Origin of the sequence: Nonomuraea turcica, assembly GCF_030718205.1 — a bacterium.
Classification (GTDB): Bacteria; Actinomycetota; Actinomycetes; order Streptosporangiales; family Streptosporangiaceae; genus Nonomuraea.
The window spans coordinates 17467-43353 of sequence record NZ_JAUZQF010000006.1 but is presented as its reverse complement, the minus strand read 5'-3'; the positions used below and the strand labels follow the sequence as shown (position 1 = coordinate 43353).

26 protein-coding genes and 1 riboswitch are annotated in these 25887 nt (G+C 68.4%); of the genes, 16 read left to right on the top strand and 10 right to left on the bottom strand.

Annotated elements, in window-relative coordinates; all coding sequences use genetic code 11:
* Positions 1-21 precede the first annotated feature (21 nt).
* Complete coding sequence (locus tag Q9G87_RS16905) at positions 22-957, bottom strand: NADP-dependent oxidoreductase (RefSeq protein WP_305917320.1); 936 nt, start codon at positions 955-957, stop codon at positions 22-24.
* 79 nt (positions 958-1036) lie between these two features.
* On the opposite strand from Q9G87_RS16905, the gene Q9G87_RS16900 reads away from it, so the two are divergent.
* Together Q9G87_RS16900 and Q9G87_RS16895 are read left to right on the top strand one after the other, a co-directional pair.
* Positions 1037-1216, top strand: a complete 180-nt coding sequence (locus Q9G87_RS16900) for a winged helix-turn-helix transcriptional regulator (RefSeq protein WP_305917319.1) — start codon at positions 1037-1039, stop codon at positions 1214-1216.
* 811 nt (positions 1217-2027) lie between these two features.
* Positions 2028-2240 carry a LuxR C-terminal-related transcriptional regulator gene (locus Q9G87_RS16895; RefSeq protein ID WP_043615366.1) on the top strand — a complete coding sequence of 71 codons (213 nt, stop codon included), beginning with the start codon at positions 2028-2030 and terminating at the stop codon, positions 2238-2240.
* 4 nt (positions 2241-2244) lie between these two features.
* Here Q9G87_RS16895 and Q9G87_RS16890 read toward each other — a convergent pair whose 3' ends face one another.
* The gene (locus Q9G87_RS16890) at positions 2245-3288 is read right to left on the bottom strand and encodes a C40 family peptidase (RefSeq protein ID WP_305917318.1); all 1044 of its coding nucleotides are present in this window, start codon (positions 3286-3288) and stop codon (positions 2245-2247) included.
* Positions 3289-3293: 5 nt separating this feature from the next.
* A riboswitch (cyclic di-AMP (ydaO/yuaA leader) is annotated at positions 3294-3445 on the bottom strand.
* Between the two features lie 277 nt (positions 3446-3722).
* Between Q9G87_RS16890 and Q9G87_RS16885 the strand changes: the two genes are divergently transcribed.
* Positions 3723-4280, top strand: coding sequence for an amino-acid N-acetyltransferase (locus tag Q9G87_RS16885; protein ID WP_305917317.1), 558 nt, complete (start codon positions 3723-3725; stop codon positions 4278-4280).
* On the opposite strand, the gene Q9G87_RS16880 is transcribed toward Q9G87_RS16885, so the two are convergent.
* Complete coding sequence (locus Q9G87_RS16880) at positions 4277-5380, bottom strand: hypothetical protein (protein WP_305917316.1); 1104 nt, start codon at positions 5378-5380, stop codon at positions 4277-4279. The two genes, Q9G87_RS16885 and Q9G87_RS16880, sit on opposite strands and share 4 nt — an antisense overlap.
* On the opposite strand from Q9G87_RS16880, the gene Q9G87_RS16875 reads away from it, so the two are divergent.
* From Q9G87_RS16875 to Q9G87_RS16855, 5 genes are all read left to right on the top strand, one after another.
* Entirely contained in the window at positions 5375-5893 is a 519-nt protein-coding gene (locus Q9G87_RS16875; protein ID WP_305917315.1) for an RDD family protein, read from the top strand. The genes Q9G87_RS16880 and Q9G87_RS16875 overlap by 6 nt on opposite strands.
* Before the next feature lie 108 nt (positions 5894-6001).
* Positions 6002-6490: an RDD family protein gene (locus Q9G87_RS16870; RefSeq protein WP_305917314.1), complete on the top strand. Its 489-nt coding sequence runs from the start codon at positions 6002-6004 to the stop codon at positions 6488-6490.
* A gap of 511 nt (positions 6491-7001) precedes the next feature.
* Positions 7002-7334 carry a histone-like nucleoid-structuring protein Lsr2 gene (locus Q9G87_RS16865; protein WP_305917313.1) on the top strand — a complete coding sequence of 111 codons (333 nt, stop codon included), beginning with the start codon at positions 7002-7004 and terminating at the stop codon, positions 7332-7334.
* Between the two features lie 969 nt (positions 7335-8303).
* Positions 8304-10805, top strand: a complete 2502-nt coding sequence (locus Q9G87_RS16860; RefSeq protein WP_305917312.1) for an ATP-dependent Clp protease ATP-binding subunit — start codon at positions 8304-8306, stop codon at positions 10803-10805.
* A gap of 850 nt (positions 10806-11655) precedes the next feature.
* Positions 11656-12594, top strand: a complete 939-nt coding sequence (locus Q9G87_RS16855) for a sugar phosphate isomerase/epimerase family protein (RefSeq protein ID WP_305917311.1) — start codon at positions 11656-11658, stop codon at positions 12592-12594.
* Positions 12595-12641: 47 nt separating this feature from the next.
* On the opposite strand, the gene Q9G87_RS16850 is transcribed toward Q9G87_RS16855, so the two are convergent.
* Positions 12642-13112: a MarR family winged helix-turn-helix transcriptional regulator gene (locus Q9G87_RS16850; protein WP_305917310.1), complete on the bottom strand. Its 471-nt coding sequence runs from the start codon at positions 13110-13112 to the stop codon at positions 12642-12644.
* Positions 13113-13176: 64 nt separating this feature from the next.
* Here Q9G87_RS16850 and Q9G87_RS16845 point away from each other — a divergent pair, with 64 nt between their 5' ends.
* On the top strand, positions 13177-13554 hold the full coding sequence (locus Q9G87_RS16845; protein WP_305917309.1) for a cupin domain-containing protein: 378 nt from the start codon (positions 13177-13179) through the stop codon (positions 13552-13554).
* A 53-nt stretch (positions 13555-13607) separates the two neighbouring features.
* Here Q9G87_RS16845 and Q9G87_RS16840 read toward each other — a convergent pair whose 3' ends face one another.
* Positions 13608-14366, bottom strand: coding sequence for an HhH-GPD family protein (locus tag Q9G87_RS16840; protein ID WP_305917729.1), 759 nt, complete (start codon positions 14364-14366; stop codon positions 13608-13610).
* Between the two features lie 195 nt (positions 14367-14561).
* Here Q9G87_RS16840 and Q9G87_RS16835 point away from each other — a divergent pair, with 195 nt between their 5' ends.
* The gene (locus tag Q9G87_RS16835) at positions 14562-15236 is read left to right on the top strand and encodes a hypothetical protein (RefSeq protein ID WP_305917308.1); all 675 of its coding nucleotides are present in this window, start codon (positions 14562-14564) and stop codon (positions 15234-15236) included.
* Positions 15237-15251: 15 nt separating this feature from the next.
* Here the strand turns inward: Q9G87_RS16835 and disA are convergent, their stop codons facing one another.
* Genes disA through Q9G87_RS16810 form a run of 5 tightly spaced genes read right to left on the bottom strand, consistent with a single transcriptional unit; the run spans position 15252 to position 19239 of the window.
* Entirely contained in the window at positions 15252-16328 is a 1077-nt protein-coding gene (gene disA / locus Q9G87_RS16830) for a DNA integrity scanning diadenylate cyclase DisA (protein ID WP_305917307.1), read from the bottom strand.
* Between the two features lie 41 nt (positions 16329-16369).
* Positions 16370-17776: a DNA repair protein RadA gene (gene radA, locus Q9G87_RS16825; protein WP_305917306.1), complete on the bottom strand. Its 1407-nt coding sequence runs from the start codon at positions 17774-17776 to the stop codon at positions 16370-16372.
* 36 nt (positions 17777-17812) lie between these two features.
* Positions 17813-18118: a thioredoxin gene (gene trxA, locus Q9G87_RS16820; protein ID WP_305917305.1), complete on the bottom strand. Its 306-nt coding sequence runs from the start codon at positions 18116-18118 to the stop codon at positions 17813-17815.
* Positions 18119-18121: 3 nt separating this feature from the next.
* The gene (locus Q9G87_RS16815) at positions 18122-18490 is read right to left on the bottom strand and encodes a MerR family transcriptional regulator (RefSeq protein ID WP_305917304.1); all 369 of its coding nucleotides are present in this window, start codon (positions 18488-18490) and stop codon (positions 18122-18124) included.
* A 50-nt stretch (positions 18491-18540) separates the two neighbouring features.
* Complete coding sequence (locus Q9G87_RS16810) at positions 18541-19239, bottom strand: class I SAM-dependent methyltransferase (protein ID WP_305917303.1); 699 nt, start codon at positions 19237-19239, stop codon at positions 18541-18543.
* Positions 19240-19330: 91 nt separating this feature from the next.
* On the opposite strand from Q9G87_RS16810, the gene Q9G87_RS16805 reads away from it, so the two are divergent.
* From Q9G87_RS16805 to Q9G87_RS16780, 6 genes are all read left to right on the top strand, one after another.
* Entirely contained in the window at positions 19331-20140 is an 810-nt protein-coding gene (locus tag Q9G87_RS16805; RefSeq protein ID WP_305917302.1) for a sugar phosphate isomerase/epimerase family protein, read from the top strand.
* 11 nt (positions 20141-20151) lie between these two features.
* Positions 20152-20907, top strand: coding sequence for a class I SAM-dependent methyltransferase (locus Q9G87_RS16800; RefSeq protein WP_305917301.1), 756 nt, complete (start codon positions 20152-20154; stop codon positions 20905-20907).
* A gap of 46 nt (positions 20908-20953) precedes the next feature.
* On the top strand, positions 20954-21538 hold the full coding sequence (locus Q9G87_RS16795) for a TetR/AcrR family transcriptional regulator (RefSeq protein ID WP_305917300.1): 585 nt from the start codon (positions 20954-20956) through the stop codon (positions 21536-21538).
* Positions 21539-21676: 138 nt separating this feature from the next.
* Positions 21677-23776: a (Fe-S)-binding protein gene (locus Q9G87_RS16790; RefSeq protein WP_305917299.1), complete on the top strand. Its 2100-nt coding sequence runs from the start codon at positions 21677-21679 to the stop codon at positions 23774-23776.
* 148 nt (positions 23777-23924) lie between these two features.
* The gene (locus tag Q9G87_RS16785) at positions 23925-24740 is read left to right on the top strand and encodes a hypothetical protein (RefSeq protein WP_305917728.1); all 816 of its coding nucleotides are present in this window, start codon (positions 23925-23927) and stop codon (positions 24738-24740) included.
* Positions 24737-25885: a glycosyltransferase gene (locus Q9G87_RS16780; protein ID WP_305917298.1), complete on the top strand. Its 1149-nt coding sequence runs from the start codon at positions 24737-24739 to the stop codon at positions 25883-25885. Before Q9G87_RS16785 ends, Q9G87_RS16780 begins: the two co-directional genes overlap by 4 nt.
* Positions 25886-25887 lie beyond the last annotated feature (2 nt).

Here is a 25887-nt window from a genome sequence, read left to right as displayed (position 1 = left end):
GCCCCGCGCGCCCGCCGGGGCTCAAGGAATGAGAACGAGACGGCCGCGAATCCCGCCCGCCGCCAGCCTGGCGTGGGCGTCGGCCGCCTTCTCCAGCGGATACTCCTCCGCCACCCGCAACGTCAGCCGACCGGCCTCCACCAGCCGCACCGCCTCACCGAGCTGAGCCGCGTCGGCACGGAAAAACACGGTGCCCACATCGATCCCGCGCAGCCCGACCGGCGCGACTCCGGCTGTGAGCGCCACGAAGGTCCCGCCGTCACGGACCGCGTCCAGTGCGGCCAGGCCCAGCACGGCCGCGTCCACGACGGCGTCCACACCGCCGGGCACGTGCTCCCGTACCGCGGAGGCCACGTCCTCGCCACGCGCCACGAACCACTCGGCCCCGAGTCCTCGTATGAGCTCCTCGTCCCCGGCACCGGCCAGAGCAACCACCCGGACGCCTCGCAGCGCCGCCAGCTCCACCAGATAACCCCCCACGGCCCCGGCCGCCCCCGTGACCAGCAGCGTCCGCCCAGGCCGGCCTCCGGCCCGGTCCAGGGCCTGCCAGGCGGTCAGCGAGTTGAGCGGGATGGTGGCCGCTTGCACGGCGGTGAACCCGCGCGGCGCCCGCGCCACCGCCTCCGCGTCGAGCACCACGTACTCGGCCTGCGCCTTCACGGGCAGCTCCAGCCGGGCGGCGAGGCCGATCACCTCCTCGCCCACCAGGAAGCCCGCCCCGTCGCCTGCCTGGTCGACGGTTCCTGCGACGTCGAAGCCGAGACCGTACGAGTCCAGCCGCCGCGCCACGCCATAGTCGGCGAGCGTCCCGGCCGCCACCGCGAGATCGAACGGGTTCACCCCAGCCGCCGCCACCCTGATCCGCACCTGCCGTCGTCCTGCCTGCGGCACCGGCACCTCCACCAGCCGGGGAGCGCCGGAACCGCCGATGAGTGCACGCATAGTCGTCGAAGTCATGCTGCGACCCTAGGAAGAGTTGCTCTCTAATGGTAAGTAGACACCTGCAAGTGCGTAACCCACTGGGAGGAGCGAACGGATGGCCACTGAGCGCGGAGCGGCGTGCCTGGAACGTGACAGCCTGGTCTCGCGCACGCTCACACCGTCGGTGCCGGTACGCGTCGACTACGAGCTCACCCCGCTGGGCGAGACGAGCTATGGAACGCGGTGCTTGGCGCTTCATGGACCCGACCACCGTCTGGAGGTCTCCACGCCCTGAGACGACCGGCCCGGCCGCCTGTTATTGCGTTCCGTACAGGCTTGGTTATCGCCCGTGTTCAAGGTAGCGAACGATCTGGGCCCGGCGCGCGGCTCTCTGCGGACCTTCGGTAAGCATCGAGTCAAGGCTGCATAACAGGATTTCGCTCCAGCCGCTGAAACGTTCACGGTCCTCTGGAGGCACCCCGAGCATCTCGGTGATGCCCTTGACGGGCAGCGGCTAGGCGAAGCCGGAAACCAGGTTCGCCTCTTCCGGTAACGCGCCGATCAACTGGGCGATGATCGCCCCGATTCGGGGCGGAGCCATTCGACCATGCGCGGCGTGAACGCCTTGCCGACCGGAGCGCGCAGTGTGGTGTGGTCGGGCGGGTCCGTCCGGAGGACCGATTCAACGGGGTGACCTGGGTCTCCTCCGTACAGAGGGGCGGAGCCGTGGCCGAAGCGGAGCATCGCTCCGTACAGCTCGTGGGTGGTGGCGACGAGCAGCCCCGCGCGCGTGCGGAAGATCGCCCGCGGGTGCTCAGCTCGCGGTAGCGCGCGTATGGCTCGCGCAGAAAGTCCGGATCGCTCGGATCAAAACCCAGGACGCCGGCCGGGCCCATTGGACCGTTCTATGGGATCGCTCATTGTGCCGACGGTCTCGTCGCCATATGGCGAGTTCGTCACATATAACGGATCATGTCAATAGTGCCCGTCAAGTGCGAAGATTCTGGCGCTTGACGTCCTTTCCGGGATGCGTTTACCGTCTGCGAGACGAGCGGCTTTGGCCCGTTGTGAGGTCCGAGTTCTGCTGTTGGGGGGGAGGGCTCCCGATGGATGTGCTCACTGAAGGCGTCGAGCTGAGCCATGCGGATCTAGCGTTGCTGGCGGAGCTGGCCAAGGGGGTTACGGTCGATCGCGTGGGGAGACGTTTGGATATCAGTGGGCGGACAGTACGCCGGCGGTTGCGGGGCATCTGCGACCGCATCGGCGTGGCCACGGCCATCGAGGCCGTGGCCTGGGCGGCGCGGCGTCAGCTGATCTGACGCCTCAGTCGGCGATGCGCACCGCGCCGGCGTAGGGGCGGTTGGCGATCGAGGCGATGTGCACCACATCACCTGTGCGCGGGGCGTGCACCATCATGCCCCCGCCCAGGTAGATGCCGACGTGATGCAGGTCGCTGTAGAAGAACACCAGGTCGCCGGCGCGTAGCTCGGACTTGTCGATGTGCCGGCCCGCGGTCCACTGGTCACCGGTGTAGTGGGGCAGCGAGATGCCCACCCGCTGGAAGGCCGCCATCACCAGGCCGGAGCAGTCGTAGGAGCTGGGTCCCTCGGCGCCCCAGACGTACGGCTTGAGCTGCTGCGTGAGTGCCCACCTCGCGGCCTGGGCCGCCTTGCCGTTGCCGGGGATCGGCAGGTTGATGTGCACGCGCTTGCCGGCCCGGCCGGCCTCTCCCATGGCCCGCCTGAACAGGTTGCTCTCGGCCTTGGCCACCAGCGTGGTGATCTTGTCGCGCTTGCTGTCGAGGTCCGCGACGATCTTCTGCAGCTCCTCCATGCGGGTCTTGGCGCCCGCCCTGGCGCGTTCGGCGGCGTCCATGGCCTTGGCGAGCTGGTTGACCTGCTCGGCCTGCTGCTGCTCCAACGCGTATGTGGTCGCGGCCTGATCGAGGAACTTCTCGGGGTCGGTCGAGGAGGTGAAAGCCAGTGCCCTGCTCAGCCCACCGGAGATGTAGGCGTTCTGAGCGAGCAGGGCGGCCTTGGCGCGCTTGGCGGCGAGGTCCGCCTCGCTGCCGGCCAGCGTCTTCTGGGCGGCGTCGGCCGCCTTCTGCGCGACCTTGTATTTCTCCCGCTGCCCGTTGTACTGCTCGGTCAGCGTCTCGATCTCGACGTGCAGCTTCTCGACCTGGTCGGAGAGCTCCTTGAGCGAGGGTTTGGGATCCGCGGACGCCGGAGCGGCGGCGGGGATGGCGATCAGGAGCGCGGCCACTGTGATGCTCACCACGCCGAGGCGGCGTGCGAGCCAGGCCCGTTCCGGAGGGCGGGCATGCCTGCCCGCCGACTTCCCCCCACGGCCGTGCGTACGCTTCACCAACCAGCTCCTCTCATCGACGCCTACCGGGTTAGCTGACGGGTTCGGGCCGGAGCAGCCCTACCGAAGAAACTCGGATTCACCCCAGTGGTGGCGTGCGAAGCTCGCCACCGGTGGGTCCCCGGCTCCCCATGCGGGAATTGGGCGTGTCTCCCGCGTGCGCCACGCGGGGAACGTTGTCGCTGGACACTAATGCACTCCGGGTTCGTGCTCAACCAGAACTGCTCGATCTGTAGAGGTTTCACAACTGGCGGGTCACAAGGTGATCTCGTGATCAGCCATGCAGAAGAGACCTTATGTCCCCTTTGTCATCGCTTCTGCCGAACGCCGGAAGACGCCGGGCTCGCGCCCATGTGGCTCGTGGCACGTCACAGGATGGGGCCAGACATGGGAGTTAGGACCGAACCGTAATGACATCTGTACTCTGGAGAGCCATGGAACAGGTGGCCGAACTGACGACGCCGGAGACCGCGGTGGTGGTCCGGCGTGCCCGCACGCCCGACGTGCGGAGGATCAGGCGCCTGGTCGACACCTATGCGGGCGCCGGCCCCCGGCTCCTGGAGAAGACCACAGTGACCCTGTACGAGGACGTACAGGAGTTCTGGGTGGCCGAGCGGGGCGGGCGGGTGGTCGGGTGTGGCGCGCTCCACGTCCTGTGGGAGGACCTGGCTGAGGTCCGCACGGTGGCCGTCGATCCTGAGTGCCGGGGCATGGGGATCGGCCACCGGATCGTCTCCGCGCTCATCCGGCAGGCGAACGATCTGGGACTGCGGCGTGTATTCTGCCTGACTTTTGAGGTCGACTTCTTCGCGCGGCACGGCTTCCGCCCGATCCAGGGCACGCCGGTCTCGCCCGAGGTCTACGCCGAACTGCTGGCTTCGTACGACGAGGGTGTGGCGGAGTTCCTCGACCTGGAGCACGTGAAGCCGAACACCCTGGGCAACACCCGCATGCTGCTCCACCTGACATCGGGTGACGCTGGCCTTGACTAGCTGGAAAGGTGATTGTTGATACCTATGTCGATACGTTGGGCAGCACAGGGCATGTGTCCTGACACGTGCCACATGCGCACTCGAAGCGAGGTGACACGGTGAGCACCGGACAGCCGCCGTATCCACAGGACGAATCGGGCGAGAACTCTGCACCCGTCAATCCCCAGTACGGGCAGCAGAACACGGGCCGCCACCCCGGCGAGCCCGACCCCGACGTCACTGTGGTCGGCTACCGGGCGGACGACGCCTATGGCCAGCAGCCCCCATACGGCCAGCAGGGCTACGGACAGCAACAGGGTTATGGCCAGCAACAACAACAGCAATATGGCCAGCAACCCTCCCAGTACGGTCAGCAGCAGGGCTACGGCCAGCAGCCGGATTACGGTCAGCAGGCGCAGCACGGCCAGCAGGGCTACGGTCAGCAACAGCAATACGGCCAGCAGCCACAGTATGGTCAGCAGCCGCAGTCGCAGCCCGACTACGGCCAGCAGCAGGGCTACGGTCAGCAGCCGCAGTCCCAGCCGGGCTATGGTCAGCAGCAGGGCTATGGTCAGCAGGCGCAGTCCCAGCCCGACTACGGGCAGCAGGGCTACGGCCAGCAGGCGCAGTCCCAGCCCGGCTACGGCCAGCAACCCTCCTCCGGGCAGTACGGCGCCCAGCAGCCGCAGTATGGCCAGCAGCCCCAGGCGCAGCCTGACTACGGCCAGCAGCAGGGCTACGGTCAGCAGGCACAGTCCCAGCCCGACTACGGTCAGCAGGGCTATGGCCAGCAGCCGCAGTCGCAGCCGGGCTACGGCCAGCAGCCCAGCTATGGTCAGCAGGCGCAGTCCCAGCCCGACTACGGGCAGCAGCAGGGCTACGGTCAGCAGGCGCAGTCCCAGCCCGGCTACGGCCAGCAGCAGGGTTACGCTCAGCAGCAGGGCTACGACCAGCAGGGTTATGGCCAGCAGGCGCAGTCCCAGCCTGGCTACGCCCAGCCTCAGTACGGCCAGCAGCAGTACGGCGACCAGCAGTATGGCCAGGCCTACGGGCAGCCGCAGCAGGCCGCCTACGGCCAGCCGGGCTACGGCCAGGCCTACGGGCAGCCGGTCGGCGTGCAACCTCCGGGCGCACCGGCTCCGCTGGCGGAGTGGTGGCAGCGGCTGGTGGCGAGGATCGTCGACGGCGTGATCTTCGGCGTCGTGATGGGCCTGGTGTCCTTCATCTTCGGGCTGTTCCTGGTCGCGAGCTACAGCTCGACCACCGGAGCGAGCACGGGCCTGTTCGGTTCGTTCGTCATCGGCATCCTGATGTCGGTCGTCCTCACCCTCGTCTACGTCGGCTACGACTTCTTCATGCACAAGATGAAGGGTCAGACCGTCGGCAAGATGATCATGGGTATCAAGGTCGTCCAGGTCGGCGGCCCGGTGCCGCCGGGTGGCATCCCCAACGATGCGGCACTCAAGCGCGCGCTCGGGACGTGGGGTGCCTACATCCTCTATTGGCTACCCTTCGGAACCCTGCTCGCCCCGCTTCTGTGCGGCCTGAACGGCGCCTCCATGCTGTGGGACAAGCCGCTGCAGCAGACGTTCGCGGACAAGTTCGCGCGCACCGTGGTGGTGAAGATCAAGTAGTCCTCCCGCACGTAAACATAGGGGCCGGCTTCCCGCCGGCCCCTATGTTTGTCCGTGGGGCCGTACCAGAATGGGACGGAACCCGTAGCCGGAGGCGAGGTGGAGGTTATGGCCGGGACGCCGTCATGGGCGATCTCGCTGCCGGCGGAATGGTGGGAACGGCTCGCCGCCCGCCTGATTGAAGCGCTCGTCTTTGGGGTCTTCTATTACATTCTGTTCATTGCGCTCTGGGCCATCTTCCGAACTGTCGGGGTGCTGGAGGTGTTCGGCGGTCGCCTGCCCGGCGTGTGCGCGTGGTTCGGGGCCGGACTGGCTTATGCCGGCTACGACTGGCGGGCCCATTTCAGGCACGGCAGGACGTTCGGCAAGGCGATCATGCGGATTCGCCTGGCCCCGGCGAAGCTCACGCCGGGAGCGGCGCTCAAACGATCCCTGGTCTATCCGGGGCCGCTCATGCTCATGGGCATTCCAGTGGTCAATCTGCTGGCTGGAATGCTGCTGTTCGGCGTCGGGCTGCTCATCCTGATCGACAAGCCGCTGGAGCGGGGGCCGCATGACAGGCTGGCCGGAACGCGCGTGGTAAAAGATCTTCGCTGAGCCTTCCGGGGCCTGCGCCGACGCCTTATCGCAAAATTTTCCCTTGATCCGGTAAGGAGCCTGGAGAGACTGGCATTAGGCTATGGGGCGTCCGGGTTGCCGGATGTTGGCGCACCTGCCGCATGCAGGGCATCTGTGTGCCGCTATGGTCGGGTGAGGGCGGTTGTCGCCTTGCTCATGAGGACCGTCGCGCTCCTCCGGGCCGCGCACGCGCTCATATAGCGCCCCCGAAACCCCGCTAGCCGTGGAGGCGAGGACGAATGGAAGCCCTAACAGACGTATTGTCAGCGCTCATCCCCCCGGTCGTGGTCGGTGGAGCCTTCATCTTTGGCGTAGTGAAGTTGGTCCGCGCCGAGGGCCCCAGGCGGCACCGTAACGGCGAGGAGCCGGCCGAGAAGCAGAACTGATCGGCTAGTCAGCCGAATCCCCGCAGCGCTGAATTGTCTCAGGGCCTTTCCGGGTATATGTTTGGGCAGGCGAATGAAACAATGCCCGCGAAAGGATTGCGTACATGGCCAAGCAGATCCAGGAGATTCTCATCGATGACCTCGATGGGGGCGAGGCCAATGAGACGGTGAGCTTCGCTATTGACGGCTCCTCCTATGAGATTGACCTCAGCGACCTTAACGCCAAGAAGCTGAGGGACGCGCTCACGCCTTTCGTGCAGAACGCGCGCCGGGCAGGTGCCGTGGCCACGCGTCGTCGTGGCCGTGGCGGGAGCCGTGCGATGAGCCGCGAGAAGAGCTCCGAGATCCGTCAGTGGGCCAAGGCCCACGGGCTCCCGGTCAGCGAGCGAGGCCGTATCGCCTCCACGGTCGTCGAGAAGTACGAGGCGGCTCACTGATCGAGCCAACTCACGACCATGCGCTTATGATGTTCGCCTTGGACCCCGGCGGCCGCCATAAGCGCATGATCGTCTCTAGGGTGTTCCGAATGCCGGAACACCAAGAGGATGATCTCTAACTCCCCATATGCGGGCGTTTTGGCCGTGTGTTGTGGACCATGTCCGGCGTCGTTTCACCGGCAGGTGCCCGCATATGTGATGGTGTCGCGCTCCGCGCGCCCGAATGGTGAATCCCCACGATGGCCCGTTCCAGGAGAGCGGTGCTTGCGGAGGGCGGCCCGGCGTTTGCCGGGATCGAGCCGCCCGAACATACGTTGAATGAGGTATCGAGCCGCTCATCCGCGTTGAGTAAAACCTGAGACCGGCTCTAATCCGGGATCTCGACTCACGCGCGTGTGGCACCGGGCAAAACCCGCTCCCCAGGGCATGTGCCGCACAATGCCGGGGCTCCCCAGGTGCATCCTGCCGGGAATGCCGTGACCACTTGGACAGTCGTGCCTGATGAGGTCGGTAACCCGGCTGACCGGATGAGAATTTCATGAGAGTGCGGTAGGTGCCGTGTCCTGTTCAGGGCGTAGTGCGCGCACTTGGCCAACCATTGCGTGGGGACATAGGATGATTGCGTAACAGATACGGACGTGGCATCGGAGATGCGCGGGCGCGGGCCGGCTGACGCCGGTCCGCCCGAAGCGTCCGGTGGCCGGCGCGTGTTGATCTGCGTACGCCGCGGACGGCAATTTAGTGCTGCCGACGTGAAGCACCCTAAACATCGTTCGCTTGCGGCGTATCGGGAACACGTCACCCCCGAACAGTAGTTGGATGGAGGGTGAACGCCCTGCTCTCGGGGAACGTGTCTGCTATAGAGCGTGTCAGCGGCGAGTGGGCACGGTTCGCCGAGCCAGGGCTAGCATGCGGGAGGACGGGACCGGATTTACCGGCCTGACTGACCGCTCTGTGAGGAGCGACGAGATGTTCGAGAGGTTCACCGACCGAGCGAGGCGTGTTGTCGTCTTGGCCCAAGAAGAGGCCAGGATGCTCAACCACAACTACATCGGCACTGAGCACATTCTTCTTGGTTTGATCCACGAAGGTGAGGGCGTTGCCGCCAAGGCTCTGGAGAGCCTGGGCATCAGCCTTGAGGGTGTGCGCCAGCAGGTCGAGGAGATCATCGGCCAGGGCCAGTCGGCTCCGTCGGGGCACATTCCCTTCACCCCGCGGGCCAAGAAGGTCCTCGAGCTGTCGCTCCGTGAGGCTTTGCAGCTGGGTCACAACTACATCGGCACCGAGCACATCCTGCTCGGGCTCATCCGCGAGGGTGAAGGTGTGGCCGCCCAGGTGCTGGTCAAGCTTGGAGCTGATCTCAACCGTGTCAGGCAACAGGTCATCCAGTTGCTGCACGGTTACCAGGGCAAGGAGCCGGCCGCGGCGGGCGGCCCGCAGGAGTCTGCGCCGTCCACGTCCCTGGTGCTCGACCAGTTCGGCCGCAACCTGACCCAGGCGGCCCGCGAGGGCAAGCTGGATCCGGTCATCGGCCGTGAGAAGGAGATCGAGCGGGTCATGCAGGTCCTCTCCCGGAGGACCAAGAACAACCCCGTTCTCATCGGCGAGCCCGGCGTCGGCAAGACCGCCGTCGTCGAGGGCCTGTCGCAGAAGATCGTCAGGGGCGAGGTGCCCGAGACGCTGAAGGACAAGCAGCTCTACACGCTTGACCTCGGCGCCCTGGTCGCCGGCTCCCGCTACCGCGGCGACTTCGAAGAGCGCCTGAAGAAGGTGCTCAAGGAGATCCGCACGCGCGGCGACATCATCCTGTTCATCGACGAGCTGCACACGCTCGTGGGTGCGGGCGCCGCCGAGGGCGCGATCGACGCCGCCAGCATCCTCAAGCCGATGCTGGCCCGTGGCGAGCTGCAGACGATCGGCGCGACCACGCTCGACGAGTACCGGAAGTACTTGGAGAAGGACGCGGCGCTGGAGCGGCGCTTCCAGCCGATCCAGGTGGCCGAGCCCTCACTCAGCCACACGATCGAGATCCTGAAGGGTCTGCGTGACCGCTACGAGGCGCACCACCGCGTGTCCATCACCGACGACGCGCTGGTGGCCGCGGCGCAGCTGGCCGACCGCTACATCAGCGACCGCTACCTGCCCGACAAGGCGATCGACCTCATCGACGAGGCCGGGTCCCGGATGCGCATCCGCAGGATGACCGCTCCGCCGGACCTGCGCGAATACGACGAGAAGATCGCCAACGTGCGCCGTGACAAGGAGTCCGCGATCGACGCGCAGGACTTCGAGAAGGCCGCTGCCCTCCGTGACCAGGAGAAGCAGCTGCAGCTCAAGCGCGAGCGCCGGGAGAAGGAGTGGAAGGCCGGCGACATGGACGTCGTGGCCGAGGTCACCCAGGAGCTCATCGCCGAGGTCCTGGCGACCGCCACCGGCATCCCGGTCTTCAAGCTGACCGAGGAGGAGTCGCAGCGCCTGCTCCGCATGGAGGACGAGCTCCACAAGCGGATCATCGGCCAGGACGACGCCATCAAGGGCCTGTCGCGGTCCATCCGGCGCACCCGCGCCGGTCTGAAGGACCCGCGCCGTCCCGGTGGCTCGTTCATCTTCGCGGGTCCCTCCGGTGTCGGTAAGACCGAGCTGTCCAAGGCTCTGGCGGAGTTCCTCTTCGGTGACGAGGACGCGCTGATCAGCCTGGACATGTCGGAGTTCATGGAGAAGCACACCGTCTCCAGGCTGTTCGGCTCGCCTCCCGGCTACGTCGGCTACGAGGAGGGCGGCCAGCTCACGGAGAAGGTGCGGCGCAAGCCGTTCTCCGTGGTCCTGTTCGACGAGATCGAGAAGGCCCACCCCGACATCTTCAACTCGCTGCTGCAGATCCTGGAGGACGGTCGCCTGACCGACGCCCAGGGTCGGGTGGTCGACTTCAAGAACACGGTCATCATCATGACCACCAACCTCGGCACCCGGGACATCTCCAAGGGCATCGGGGTCGGGTTCGCCAAGTCCAACGACGCCGACTCCAACTACGACCGGATGAAGTCCAAGGTGCAGGAAGAGCTCAAGCAGCACTTCCGGCCCGAGTTCCTCAACCGTGTCGACGACATCGTGGTCTTCCACCAGCTCACGCCCGCCGAGATCATCAAGATCGTCGATCTGATGCTCCACCAGGTGGACCTCAGGCTGAAGGACCGCGACATGGCGCTCGACGTCTCGCCCGAGGCCAAGCAGCTGCTGGCCGACCGTGGTTACGACCCGGTCATGGGCGCCCGTCCGCTGCGGCGTACGATCCAGCGCGAGCTGGAGGACTCCCTGTCGGAGAAGATCCTTTACGGTGAGCTCCGGCCGGGGCAGGTCGTGAAGGTTGCGGTCGAGGGTGAGGGCGACAACGCCAAGTTCACCTTCCGGGGCGAGTCGATCTCGAAGATTCCGGACTCGGCGGCTGCCATCGCGGCCCCGATCCAGCACTGACGGGACCGCTTCGCGCGACGACGGCCCCCGTGTGGTCCTCACACGGGGGCTTTCGCGCGTCCGGAGGTCATACCTTCGGCCCAATCCCGGCAGCGCGTGTCTCGCGTTCCTGATGCCGACGGCGCACGCCCACTGGCGTCGCCGGCCCCAGCACGCCGCGGCGCCGGCGGGGGTGGCGTCCATGGTGCCGGCCACATCCGACGGCGGCCGTCGGCACTGCGGTGCCGACGTAGGCGCCGAGCGCGCCCCGGCCGATGTGCGCCGCGTCTGGTGTGCTCCGTGGCCGCCGTGTGCGGCGTCCATGGGTGCTGGCCGCATCCGATGGCGGGCGTCGGCGCCGCAGTGCGCGGCGTGTGATGTGCGCGGCGCCGCAGTGCGCGGCGTCCGATGTGCGCGGCGTCTGAATGTGCGCGACGAGCGCTGTGGCGCGGAAGGGGTTATGGCGCGGTAGGCGCTGTGGCGGGGCTGGGGCGCGGTAGGCGCTGTGGCCGACGTGTGCCGCGGAGCGAGTGACGCTCGATGGAGGCGTGGGGGTTGGCGCGGCCGGCAGGTATAAATACGTTAAGCGGGGCAAAGGGGGCAAAGCGGGTGAATTTGGTCGTTGCCTAATTGTTGGATGGGCGGCTATACCACCACCGCGAGTAGTACTACACTGCGTAGAGCTTCGCCAAGTCTCATCCAAGTGAGCCACAAGATCGTGTTCCTAGGTTGGGGACTGCTCCCAAGGGAGTAGCCGGGAATCAACTCAGGGCGGACGCGTGAGCCACCCAAGAGCAGGCATGCTCGACCAGGTTCGCGCTCGTCTGGGGCAGGCGACGGGAACACACAAAGCAAGCCGTGGAGGAAACCGATGCGCCTGCGTCACGATGACGGAACGCTGGTACACCTCGCCTACAACGCAGGCGTCCATCCTGCCGAGGATCTGGAAAACCTGATCGCGCACCTGACCCGCTACGCGGTCCCGGTGCGCAAGCGGCTGGGCGTGGAGCGGATGGGCATCGGGCTGTGGCTCTCGCCGAGCGTCGCCGACCACCTCACGGCCGACCGCATCGAGCTCGTACGGCTGCGCCGCTCCTTGGAGGAGCGCGGCCTCGAGGTCGTGAGCCTCAACGGCACCGGCGGCCGCAACCAGGAGGTCCCCGGCCCCGACTGGGCCAAGCCGGAGCGATACCGCTACACCATGGCGCTGGCCAAGATCCTGGCCTTCCTGCTGCCCGACGACGTGCGGTTCGGTAGCATCTCGACGATTCCGATCGGCTGGCGTCGCGACTGGCCCGCCGACCTGCACGCGATCGCCACCCGGCGCCTGGAGCGGCTCGCCCGCGAGCTGCGCGGCATCTACAGCGTCACCGGCAAGACGATCAGGGTCGGGTTCGAGCCGTGGCCCGGGTGCGTGCTGGAGACCACGGAGCAGGCGCTCGAGCGGGTGTGCGGGATCGACTCCGAGCACCTGGGCGTGTGCCTGGACGCCTGTCATCTCGCCTGCGGGACCGAGGAGGCGGGGGCGACACTGAAGGGCCTGGCGGAGGCCGGGGCCCCTGTCGTCAAGCTGGGGCACGTACACAACCACACGGGCGATACCACGAACACCGGCGCGGTGCTGCACGACACGCTGACGGCGATGTTGTCGGGCGCGGTGAGCGGGAGCGCGCACATCGAGGTCGAGACGCACAACCTGATCGTTCCCGGGCGGGCCAAGGGACCGGGCGCGCTGGTGTCGATGCTGGCCGAGGAGCTGGCCTGGGCCCGTACCAACCTCACCAGTCTGGGCCTGCAGCTGGCCGCCTGAGGGGCCTGGGCTCGTGCGAAGCTCGCGAGCCCGGGCCTTCAGCCCTTCTAGAGGGTGCCGAACCAGCCTGGCATGTCCAGGCGCCACGGGTTGGCCGGGGTGAGCTTGCGCAGGTCGGACTCCAGGGCCCGGAGGCGGTCCTCGCCCAGCTCGCCGGCCCAGCGGGCGCGCAGGGCGTCGAAGATGCGGGCCGAGCGGCCGAGCGCGTCCATCCCGTACGGAGTGAGGCGGACGATCTTGCGGCGCGTGTCACGCGGGTCGGCGGTGCGTTCGACGTAGCCGATCCGCTCCAGTGTGTCGATGGTCTTGCCGGCTGCCTGCTTGGACACGCCGAGCGTACGGCCCAGTTCGACGGCCGTGGTGCCCTCCGGCCCGATGGCCTGCATGACGAATCCGTGCATAGGGCGGATGTCCGGATGGCCCTGCCGGGACAGCTCGGCGTGGAGCTCGTCGATGAGCGCTCGGAACGCCAGCAGCAGGCGTAGTGGCAATTCGAAACCCGGGGTGTCGCTTGACATTATAGACAACCTGGTTAACTATATCGGTGGACAACGTGGTTGCCTATCTTAGGGGTTTCAAGAGATGACTGTTATTCGCGCCGCTGACGCGCGGCGATCGGAGACGGCCAGCGGGATCATGACGACGTTCGCCTCGCCGACGCAGGGCGGCGCCGAGCGCTCCCTCTGGCGCGTCGACGCCCGTCCCGGCGCCGTCGGGCCGGTGCATAACTTCGACGTCGAGCAGGTGTGGACCTGGATCGAGGGCGCGGCGACCGTCGAGCTGGGCGGGGAGAAGTACGCCGTGGCCGCCGGTGACACCGTCGTCATGCCCGCCCGGACGGCGCGGCAGGTGCTGGCCGACCCGGCCGCCGGATACACCGCCGTCGTGACGGCCTCGGCCGGCGCCAGGGCCATGTCCGCCGATGGGGCCGACCTGGGCGTTCCGCCGTGGATCGGCTGATTCGCCGCTGAACGGCTCGTGCCGCCCTGTGGGCGTGCTGAAGGGGTGGCCGGTCAGGCGTGGGGCAAGCGGTAGGTGCCGTCCTCGAGTGCTTCGGCCAGGCCGTCCGCGATCAGGCCGTCCAGGGCGCGCTCGCGTTGCACCGCGTCGTCCCACACCACGTCCAGTGCCTCCTTGGGAACCGGACCGTGGGCGGCGCGCAACACCGCGAGCAGCCGGCCGCGGCACTGGCGGTCGGTGCCCGCGTACGTCTGGCCCTTGCGCGCCGGGCCGGCGTGCGGGGGCTTGCCGGCCAGGCGCCACGCGCAGACGTCCATGATCGGGCAGTCCGCGCAACGCGGCGCCCTGGCCGTGCAGACCAGCGCGCCCAGCTCCATCACCGCCACGCCCCAGCGGGCCGCGCCCAGCTCGGGCAGAAGGCTCTCCGCCAGCCGCCGCTCGGCCGCCGACGTGGCCGTGGGCGGGTATTCCTCCGCGCGTACGGCCCTGGCGAACACCCGGCGGACGTTCGTGTCCAGAACGGCGTGCCGGCCGCCGTAGGCGAAGCTGGCGACCGCGGCGGCGGTGTACTCGCCGATGCCGGGCAGCGACAGCAGGGTCGCGTGGTCGGCCGGCACCTCGCCGCCGTGCTCGTCGGTGATGGCCCTGGCGCAGGCGTGCAGGCGCAGCGCCCGGCGCGGGTAGCCGAGCCTGCCCCAGTGGCGTACGGCCTCGCCCGGCTGCTCGGCGGCAAGATCTTTGGGGGTGGGCCAGCGGGCCATCCAGTCATGCCACACGGGCAGCACCCGGACGACCGGGGTCTGCTGGAGCATGATCTCGCTGACCAGCACTCCCCACGGCGTCGCACCGGCCGCCCGCCAGGGAAGGTCCCTCGCGTTGTCCTCGTACCAATTGAGTACAGGCCCGTGCAACGTTTTCGGATCAGCCACGCGGTCAAGGGTATGGCTCCGTGAATGATTTCGGCGTGTCGTCACTCTAAGTGCCCGCCGAATTACCATGCTGTGCGTATGGATCCGGACACGATGCGTGAGGACGGCGGTGACGTCTACTGGCGGCGGCGCATGAGCGTGCTGGTGGCGGTGCTCGTCGTGGTGGCCGTGGTGGCGTGGGCGTGTTCCAGCGGGGGCAGCGGACCGGAACGCAAGTCCAGCGCCCAGTCCTCACCGAGCGCGACGCCCACCACCGATCCGTTGCTGGCGGGCCTGCGTACGCTCGCCATGGGCACGGCCAGCCCGACACCCACCCCCAGCCCGAGCACGCCGACCCCCGTCGCGCGCCACAAACGGCCCGGCGAGCCCTGCGCCGAGGAAGATCTGGTGCTCAGCCTCCAGGCCGGCAAGGACAAGATCTACGCAGCCGGCGCCCAGCCCGCCTTCGTGGTCACGCTGGTGAACACGGGACCCGTGATGTGCACGGCCGACGTGGGACCGCGGGCCATGGAGATCCGCATCACCTCGGGCGCGGATCGCATCTGGTCCACGGCCGACTGCGTCAGCGGCCCGGGAACCGACATCAAGCAGTTGCAGCGGGGCGTGCCGTACGTGCGGACACTGAGCTGGGACCGCCGCCGCTCCAGCAGCGACTGCCGCTCCACCCCGGCGGCCGCCCTGCCCGGCACCTACGTGGCCACTGTCCGCCTGGGCAAGCTACGCAGCACCAAGGGCGTCTTCCACCTGCGCTAGATCGTCAGAGTCGGGTTATACGTAGCGTTCGAGGATGGAGGATTCGGCGAGGCGGGACAGGCCCTCGCGGACACTGCGGGCGCGGGACTCGCCGACGCCGCCCACCGCCTGCAGATCGTCGATGCTGGCCGCCAGCAGCTTCTGCAGGCTGCCGAAGTGGTTGACCAGGCGGTCCACCACCGTCGCGGGCAGGCGGGGGACCTTGGCGAGCAGGCGGAATCCGCGCGGGCTGACCGGGCTGTCCAGCTTGTCGGAGCCGTGGTGGCCGAGGACGTGGGCGACGGCCGAGAGGTCCAAGAGCTCGTTGCCTGACAGCGTGTCGAGGTCGTGCATCGCGTCCACCAGGCGCCTCTGGCGGCGCGCGGAGGGGGCGGGGAGGTAGTCGCGGATCACCAGCTCGCGTTCGGAGTCCACACCCGCCACGAGCTCGTCGAGCTGCAGGGACAGCAGGCGGCCGTCGGTGCCCAGCTCCACCACGTAGCCCTTGATCTCGTCGGAGATGCGCCGGACCATTTCGAGGCGCTGGACGACGGCGGCCACGTCTCTGACGGTGACCAGGTCCTCGATCTCCAGAGCCGACAGGGTGCCGGAGACCTCGTCCAGGCGGTGCTTGTAGCGCTCTAGGGTGGCCAGAGCCTGGTTGGCCTTGGAGAGGATGGCCGCGGACTCCTCCAGCACGTAGCGAATGCCGTCAAGGTAGAGCGCGATGATCCGCATCGATTTGCTGATCGCGATGATGGGCAGCCCGGTCTGCCTGGCGACCCGCTGGGCGGTGCGGTGGCGGGTGCCGGCCTCGTCGGTGGGGATCGCGGGGTCGGGCACGAGGTGCACGGCGGCGCGCACGATCTTGTGGTCGTCGCTCAGCACGATCGCGCCGTCCATCTTGGCCAGCTCGCGCAGCCGGGTGGCGGAGAAATCGACGTCGAGCTCGAAACCGCCGCTGCAGAGCTCCTCGACATCCCGGTTGTAGCCGAGCACGATCAACCCGCCGGTCTGCCCACGCAGAATCCGCTCGAGGCCGTCGCGCAACGGTGTGCCCGGGGCCACAGCGGCCAGGGCTTCGCGACGACGTTCGTCCAGACTCCTATCCACCTGACCCCCGTGTCGATCGGTCAACCGTCAGCTTAGCCGTGCTATGTGACGTGTGTGAGTGCGTCCCAGACGTTCTCCGCCTGAACCACCTCGAACCCGGGCGCGAACGCCACAGGCCCCACAGGCACCAGAGCACGCTGCCCGCCCCGCCGCCGGGCGTCGTCTTCCAAGGACCCGGCCGGTACGAGTGCGCGTTTGAAACCCAGCCTGGCCGCCTCGGTCAACCTCCTGCGTACGTCCTTGACTGGGCGCAGCTCACCGGCCAGGCCCACTTCGCCCAGGGCCACCAGTCCCGGAGGCAGCGGCTTGTCGCCGGCGGCGCTGGCCACCGCGAGCATGACCGACAGATCCACGGCGGGGTCGGCCAGTTTGATGCCTCCCACGGTCGCGGTGAACACGTCGCAGCCGCCGAGGCGGGCGTTGAGCCGGCGCTCCAGGACCGCCAGGATCATCTGCACACGGTAGGTGTCGAGGCCGGAGGAGGTGCGCCGGGGCTGTTGCGCATCGGTGCGCGCGACCAGGGCCTGGACCTCGGCGGGCAGCGGGCGGGTGCCCTCGACCGTGACCGTGACGCAGGTGCCGGGCACCGGCTCGCTGCGCCGGGAGACGAACAGGCCGCTCGGGTCGGTGATGCCTTCGATGCCGCGCTCGTGCAGGTCGAAGCAGCCGACCTCGTCGGTGGGGCCGAACCGGTTTTTGATCGCGCGCACCATGCGGAGCCTGGAGTGGCGGTCGCCCTCGAAGTTGAGCACGACGTCGACCAGGTGCTCGAGCGTGCGGGGGCCGGCGATCGAGCCTTCCTTGGTGACGTGGCCGACGAGCACCGTGGCCATGTTGCGGTCCTTGGCCAGACGCACGAGATTGGCGGCCACCTCGCGCACCTGCGTCACCCCGCCGGGCACGCCGGTGGCCTGCGCGGAGCCGACCGTCTGCACCGAGTCGACGACGAGGAGCGTGGGCTGGACCTTCTCCACGTGCGTCACCAGGGCCGACAGCTCGGTCTCCGCGGCGAGGTAGAGGTTGGGCTCGATCGCGGCGATGCGGTCGGCTCGCAGCCGCACTTGGGCGGCCGACTCCTCGCCCGTCACGTAGAGCACGGTCTCGCGCTGGGCGATGCGGGCGGCGGCCTGCAGCAGGAGCGTGGACTTGCCGATGCCGGGCTCGCCCGCCAGCAGCACGACCGCGCCGGCCACCAGCCCGCCGCCGAGCACCCGGTCGAGCTCGCCCACGCCGGTCGTGCGCGCGGCCGCGACCTCGGCCTTGACCTGCCCGATCGGGACGGCGGGCGCGTTGGTGGCGCCGCCTTGGACGATGGTGACGCCGGCCCGGGCGCCTTCCTCGTCGACCGTGCCCCACGCCTGGCACTCGCCGCACCGCCCCACCCATTTGGTGGTGCGCCAACCGCATTCGGCGCAGCGGTATCCGGGCTTCTGGGCTGACTTGGCCATGCCGAGCAGGGTAGCGGCACGAGCCGACAATCTTGGCTAGACGAGGCCCAGGTCGGACTCCAGGAGGCGCTTGGGCTTGGCGCCGACCACGCGCTTCACCGGCTCGCCGTTCTCGAACAGGATCAGCGTGGGGATGCCCATCACGCCGTACTTGGCCATGATCTCCGGGTTTTCGTCGGTGTTGAGCTTGCCGATCGTCAGGCCGCGCTCGGCCTCGATCTGCTCCAGCACGGGCGCCACCATCCGGCAGGGACCGCACCACTCGGCCCAGAAGTCCACCAGCACCGGCCGGTCGCTCTTGAGCACCTGCTCGTCGAAGTTTTCAGTCGTCAATGTGATCATGTTTCATCCCCTGACAAAGCAACCTGGGCACGATTGGGAGAGCTGGGCGGCCACCTCGGCGCGGCGGGTGAGCAGGAGACGGATCTCCTCGTCGATCTCGGCCAGCTTGCGCTGGTAGACCTCGACGGACTCGGCGCACGAGCCGCCCGTGCTGTGCCCGCTGCGCAGGCAGTCCACGAATGGCCGGGTGTCCTCCAAGGTGAAGCCGACGGCGAGCAGGGCCCGGATCTCGGTGACCAGCTTGACGTCGTCCTCGGAGTATTGCCGGTAGCCGTTGGATCCGCGCCGTGCGCTGAGCAGCCCGTGCTGCTCGTAGTAGCGGAGCGAGCGGGTGCTCACTCCGGTGCGTTCCGCCAGCTCTCCGATGCGCATACCCCCAAGGGTAAACTTTGACACTGACGTCAAGGTCAAGCCCTGGGGGCTCAGTAATAGCGCCAGCGCAACACGTTCGGATAGGGCAGCTCCAGCCCGGGTGTCTCGGCGATGGCCTGCTCGGCCACCTCGGGTGCGAACTCGATGCGCAGCACCGCCTCCAGATCCGCCCGCCGCTCGAAGGCCATGCGCAGGTCCAGCGGCTGACGCTGCCACCCGTGGAGGTCCCAGAACGCCTCGACCTCGCGTGGCGAGTACGTCGGCACGGTGCGCGAGAACCACCGCCCGAACGAGCCCCGCGTCGCGTCCAGGTCGATGACGAAGGCCGCACCGCCGCGGCGTACCACCCTGGACAGCTCCCGGAGCCCCGGCTCGCAGCCGGGGCCGAAGAAGTACGCCCAGCGCGCCATCGCCACATCCACACTCGCGTCCGGCAGCGGCAGGTCCTGTGCCGCGGCGGCGTGCACGCTCACGTTGGCCAGCGCGGCGCACCGGCGGCGGGCCAGCATGGCCAGGTCGCCGTGCGGCTCGACGCCGATCACGCTCGCGGCTGACCTGGCCAGCACGGGCAGGTGGTAGCCGGTGCCGCAGCCGATGTCGAGCACGGTGGCGGCGTCCCAGGGGCGCAGGGCGCGCATCGCCGCGTCGGCGGCGCCCTCGGGATCGACGGCGCGGTTCTCCACCTCGTAGACCTGGGGTGTGTTCCAGATGTTGGGGCTCGGGATCGCGCCTTTGGCTATCCGTGGCATGCCCCAACGGTAGATGCACAACCTCCGTGGTGAGGCGGCTCACCACAGGGGCTAGCGCGCCATATCCGGTTCTCCGGCTTAGGCTGGCAGCGTGGCTGATGTCATCCGCGTGCCCAATGCGAAGATCGCATTGTCCACTGCTTCGGTATATCCGGAACGCACTCCTGACGCGTTCGAGTTGGCCGCCCGCCTGGGCTATGACGGCGTAGAGATCATGGTAGGCGCCGACCCGGTGAGCCAGGACATCGACGTGATCGAGCGGCTCTCCGAGCACTATCAAGTTCCTGTCCTGGCCATTCACGCCCCCTGCCTGCTGGTGACCCAGCGGGTGTGGGGCCGGGACCCCTGGGCCAAGCTGGTCAAGGCACAGAAGGCGGCCGAGCGCCTGGGCGCCTCGACAGTCGTGGTGCACCCGCCGTTTCGCTGGCAGCGCGACTACGCGCGGGACTTCGAGGTGGGGCTGGCCAGGATGCGCGACGAGACGGACGTCACGTTCGCGGTGGAGAACATGTTCCCGCTGCGGGCCAGGGGCAACGACGTGGTGCCCTACTCGCCCGGCTGGAACCCGATCGACTACGAGTTCCCCCAGGTCACCCTGGACCTGTCGCACACGGCCGTGTCCGGCTCGGACGCCATGGAGATGGCCGCCAAGCTCGGTGACCGGCTGGCGCACCTCCACCTGGCCGACGGCATCGGGGTGACGAACAAGGACGAGCATCTGGTGCCGGGCAGGGGCAACCAGCCCTGCGCCCAGATGCTGGAGCGCCTGGCCAAGACCGGCTACTCCGGCCTGGTCGTGCTCGAGATCAACACGCGCAAGGCGGCGAGCCGTACCGAGCGGATCGACGATCTGGCCGAGGGGCTGGCCTTCGCGCGGCTGCACCTGGCGGCGTCTACATGAACATCGGGCCGATGAGGGATCTTGGCAGGGTGTTCGACCGCGTGGCCGACGCCTACGACGCGGGCCGGCCCAGCTACCCCGACGAGATGTATCGCGCGGTGAGCGAGCTGACCGGCGTCGACCTGGACGGCGCCACGACCGTGGACGTGGGGGCGGGCACGGGCATTCTGACGCGGGCGCTCAGGGCGCGTGGCTCGCACGTCATCGCGGTCGATCCGGCTGCGGAGATGCTGGCCAGGCTCATGTCCAGGTCCGCGAACGGCACGCCGGCCGTCGCGGCGGTGCAGGGCGACGGCAACGCGCTGCCGCTCGCGGACGGGGTGGCCGACCTGGTGGCGTACGGCCAGTCGTGGCACTGGCTGGACCCGGTGGTCTCGATCGCCGAGGCCAGGAGGGTGCTGCGGCGGCGTGGCGCGATCCTGGGCTGCTGGAACTTCCACCACGCCGCCCAGGCGGACTGGCTGGCCGCCTACGAGGCCCGCCTGGCCGAGGAGGTCCCCGCTTACTGGGGGCCGGCCGTCGAGGAGTGGTCGGTGCCGCCCATCGCCTCGGCTTTCGAGGTGATCGAGGAGCGCTGGATCCCGTGGACGCGGCTGGTCGGCATCGAGGACTTCCTGCTGGACCTACGCTCGCACTCGTACATGGCGGCGCTGTCGCCGCAGGCGGCCGGCGCGCTCGTCGAGCGGCAGCGGGCGGAGTTGCGCGAGGAGTTTCCGGAGGGCGTGTTGTCGGTGCCGATGCGGGTCTATCTGGCGGTGGGCCGGTGAGCACGCGAGGCGTTTGGCGACCGAGCCGGCCTCGCGGAGTGAGGCCATGAGCACAGTAAAGCGGCGCCCGGGGCGTCGGCCCGGGTCTGCCGACACGCGTGGAGAGATCCTGGCGGCGGCCAGGAAGGTCTTCTCCGAGAAGGGGTTCGACAAGGCCACGGTGCGCGGTATCGCCAGGGAGGCCAAGGTCGATCCCGCCCTCGTGCACCACTACTTCGCGACGAAGGAGGGCATGTTCGCGGCGGCCATGCAGCTGCCGGTCAGCCCCGAGACCGTCATCCCGCTGCTGCTGGAGGGCCCGCGCGAGGAGATCGGCGAGCGGCTGGTCCGCATGATCCTGCGCGTCACCGCCTCGCCGGAGACGCGCGAGCCTCTGGTCGCGCTGATCCGGTCGGCCATGACCAACGAGCAGGCGGCCGCGATGATGCGGGAGTTCATCACCAACGCCCTGCTCTACCAGGTGGCCGGCCGTCTGGAGGTGCCGCACCTGCGGATCGAGGCCGCGTTCGCCCAGATGTTCGGCGTGATCCTGGGGCGCTACGTGCTCAAGCTGGAGCCGCTGGCGAGCGCCGATCCCGAGGAGCTGGTCGAGTTGCTGGGGCCGACCATCCAGAGGTACTTCGCCGGCTAGAGCATTGTTCTACGCAGCGCGGTGACCTTAGGGTATGTCGCGTACCCTGGCAAAGTTACTCACGGGTAGGATCAGGGTAGCGGTCGGTGGTTCGGGTGACCGTACGCTGGCAGCCAACGTCGTCTGTGGGAGGAACCCGTGCTCTGGGTAGCCATCATCGGACTCGTCATGACCGTCCTGGCGGTGGCCGTCGCCGGCCGCAGGGCGCTCTTCCTGTACAAGCTGGCGACCGTGGGCCCGCCCGCACCTGAGCGGATCGACTACGCCAAGACGCACGCCGCCGACGAGGCCAAGGCGCAGCTGGTCGAGGTGTTCGGGCAGAAGAAGCTGCTCAAGTGGACGCCGTCGGGCACCGCGCACTTTTTCGTCATGTGGGCGTTCTTCATCCTGCTGACCGTCTACATCGAGGCGTACGGCGCGATCGTCCAGGGGGCGATCACCGGCCGGCCCGACTTCCACATCCCGCTCATCGGGACCTGGGGCGTGCTGGGCTTCTTGCAGGACTTCATCGCGGTGGCGTGCCTGGCGGGTCTCGCGGTCTTCGCGGGCATCCGGATCAAGAACGCACCCGAGAAGCTCGGCCGCAGCTCGCGCTTCTCCGGCTCCCACCTGGGCGGCGCGTGGCTCGTGCTGTTCATGATCTTCAACATCATCTGGACGCTCTTCCTGGCCAGGGGCGCGGCGGCGGCCAACGGGAACTTCCCGTACTCCTCGGGCGCCTTCGTCTCGCTGGCGCTCGGCGACGTGCTGCCGCAGAGCGGGCTGCTGGAGGAGATCGCGCTGCTCCTGCACATCGGCTTCATGCTGGTGTTCCTGGTGATCGTGGTGCACTCCAAGCACCTGCACATCTTCACCGCGCCGCTGAACGTGCTGTTCTCGCGCCGCCCCGACGGCCTCGGCGCGGCAGTGGAGATGCGGGTGGACGGCAAGCCGGTGGACTTCGAGGACGAGGACCTGGACCCGGAGCGGCTGGGGCGCGGCAAGATCGGCGACACCACGTGGAAGGGGTTCCTGGACTTCTACTCCTGTACGGAGTGCGGTCGCTGCCAGTCGCAGTGCCCGGCGTGGAACACGGACAAGCCGCTGTCGCCGAAGATGCTCATCCTCGACCAGCGTGACCACGCCTTCAAGGTGGCGCCCTACCTGATGGCGGCGAGCACGGAGCACGCCGACAAGGACGTGCTAGCGCTGCTGGAGAAGCCGCTGGTCGGCGAGGAGGGCGTGATCCACCCGGACGTGCTGTGGTCGTGCACCAACTGCGGCGCGTGCGTCGAGCAGTGCCCGGTGGACATCGAGCACATCGACCACATCCTCGACATGCGCCGCTACCAGGTGATGGTCGAGTCGTCGTTCCCATCCGAGGCGGGGGTGATGGTCAAGAACCTGGAGAACAAGGGCAACCCGTGGGGGATGTCCGAGATGAAGCGGGCCGACTGGATCGAGGAGCTCGACTTCGAGGTCGAGGTCGTCGACGAGAAGATGCCCGAGGACGCCGAATACCTGTTCTGGGTGGGCTGCGCGGGCGCGCTGGAGGACCGAGCCAAGAAGACCACCAAGGCCGTGGCCGAGCTGCTGCACATCGCGGGCGTGAAGTTCGCGGTGCTCGGGCCGATGGAGGCGTGCACCGGCGACCCGGCCCGCCGCCTGGGCATGGAATATCTGTTCAACATGCTCGCCCAGCAGAACATCGAGACGCTGAACGAGGCGGGCGTCAAGAAGATCGTCGCCACCTGCCCGCACTGCTTCAACACGCTCGCGAACGAATACCCACAGCTCGGCGGCACGTACGAGGTCGTGCACCACACGCAGCTGCTGTCGAAGCTGGTGGACGAGGGACTGCTCACCCCGATCACGCCGATCGAGGAGAAGATCACCTACCACGACCCGTGCTTCCTCGGCCGCCACAACAAGGTTTACTCCCAGCCCCGCGACATCATGTCCAAGGTGCCCGGCGTCACGACGCAGGAGATGCACCGGCACAAGGACCGCGGCTTCTGCTGTGGCGCGGGCGGCGCGCGCATGTGGATGGAGGAGCGCATCGGCAAGCGCATCAACACCGAGCGCGTGGACGAGGCGCTGACCACCAACCCGGACACCGTGTCCACGGCCTGCCCGTTCTGCATGGTGATGCTGGGCGATGCGATCAACGAGAAGAAGAACAACGGTGAGGCCAAGGAGTCGCTGGAAGTCGTGGACGTGGCTCAGCTCTTGATCAAATCGGTCAAAGGCGCTTCCTGACCGGGAAATGTCGGACTCCTCCACACGTGTGGTGGAGGAGTTTCGCATGTCAGCAGGGGTGGTTACAAGAAATCAACCATCCACATAACGGGAAAATCACGGTAACCTCAACGTCGCATGGCTCTATTCGACGGGGAGGGGGCTCGTGATGGGCGTCGTCGTCACCGACGCCGAGGTCACCCTGGCTGACGTGCTCTCCTTGCGACTGGCCATCGACGAACCACTACAAGAGGGCACAGAGCTCGTCCTCAGGAACCGCACCACGGGGGTGGAGCGCGACGTGCGGCTCGGCACCCGGGGCGCGCGATCGCGCGAGGCCACGCTGGCGGTCTCGCTGGCGCCGCTGGACCTCAGTGCCGGGCGCTGGGATGCCTACCTGCGGGGGGCGAACGGCAAGCGCAGCAGGTTGCGCAGCGTCGATCCCGGCTTCTCGCTCGACCACCTCGACGCCTACGCCCTGTGCAAGCGCACCCTGGCCTACCGCTCCTATCGCACCCGCAACGGGTTCCTCGCGCTGAAAATCTCCGACGCGGAGCCCGCCGCCGAGGTCCGAGCGATCTGGTTCAGGGAAGGCCGCTTCGAGGTCATGGGCCTGCTGGCCTACTCCGGGCTCGAGGACGACGACTCCCGCCACGAGGCCACGCTGACGCTGGACCGCCGGCAGACCAGCGCGCGGGTGACGGCCACGGCCTTCGTCCAAGGTGTGCGCTTCCACGCCGCCTTCTCCCTCGTGGACGTGGTGGCCGCCGACCCCACGAGCTCCGACACCGCGGCGGGCTCCGGCACCTGGGAGCCGGCGCTGCAGGTCGAGGGCGTGCCCACGCCGCTGAAGCTGGGCGCCTGGCTCGACGACGTGGACGGCAAGCGCCGCCGGCTGCACTACCCCTCGGCCAAGGTGGACGGCGTGCCGATCAAACCCTGCTACACCGCCGACGACGAGCTGCGCATCGAGGTGGGCGGATGAAGGTCAGCCTGGTCCTGCCCTCCGCGTACGGCATGCGGGGCGATGTGCGAGCCACGCTCAACCTCGCCTCGGCGCTGGCGAAGCGGCACGAGGTCGAGGTGATCAGCGTACGGCGGCAGAAGGAGAAGCCGTTCTTCCCCGTCGACTCCGACGTGGCCATGCGCAGCGTGGTCGACGCCCGGCCGGGCGTCAGGCACCTGCTGCCGCGCGGCCAGGTGCGCACCGAGGTGGCGCTGTGGCGGGTGCTGCGCGGGCTCAAGTGCGACGTGCTGATCACCACCCGGCCGGCGCTCGGCGTCCAGGCCGCCAGGCACGCTCCCCGCGAGATGCTGAAGATCGCCAGGGAATGGTCGCGGCCGGCTGTGCCCGCGCCCGTGAAACGCTTCTATCCGCGCCTGAACGCCGTTGTGACGGCCACGGAGTCGGCTCAGGAGGAGTGGACCAGGCTCCTGGACGGCGGGCCCGTCGTGCACTCCGTACAGGACGCGCTGGCGGCCGGTCCGTGGCCGCGCTCGCGGATGGACAACAGGATCGTGGCCGCCGGCGGGCGGTGGGTGCCGGTCAAGGCGTACGACCGGCTGATCAAGGCGTTCGCCATCGTCGCCGACAAGCGGCCCGACTGGCGGCTGCGGCTCTACGGCGGCGGCCCGGAGGAGCGGCGGCTGCGCGCGCTGGTGCGCGAGCTCGACCTGCACAACCACGTCTACTTCATGGGCACCACGCCGGACCTGGCGGGCGAGTTCGCCAAGGCGTCGATCGTGGCCAACACCTCGCGGGCCGAGGACCAGTCCATGACGGTGCTCGAGGCCATGGGGTGCGGGGTGCCGGTGGTGGCGTTCGAGGGGGCCAAGGGGCCGACGGAGTTCGTGGCCACGGGCTACAACGGGATTCTGGTGCCTCAGCCCGACGTGCCCGAGTCCGGCACCACGTCCGACGTGCCCAGGTCCGGCACCGTATCCGACGTGCCCGGGTCCGGCACCGTATCCAACGCCGACCCGCAACTGTTCGCCGCGGCGCTGCTCGCGCTGATCGACGACGAACGCAGGCGGCGCTCGCTCGCGGCAGGGGCGCTCGACACGGCGCTGCGCCACTCGGTCGGCGAGGTGGCCGATCAGTGGGAGAAGCTGATCACGGATCTCCACTGAGG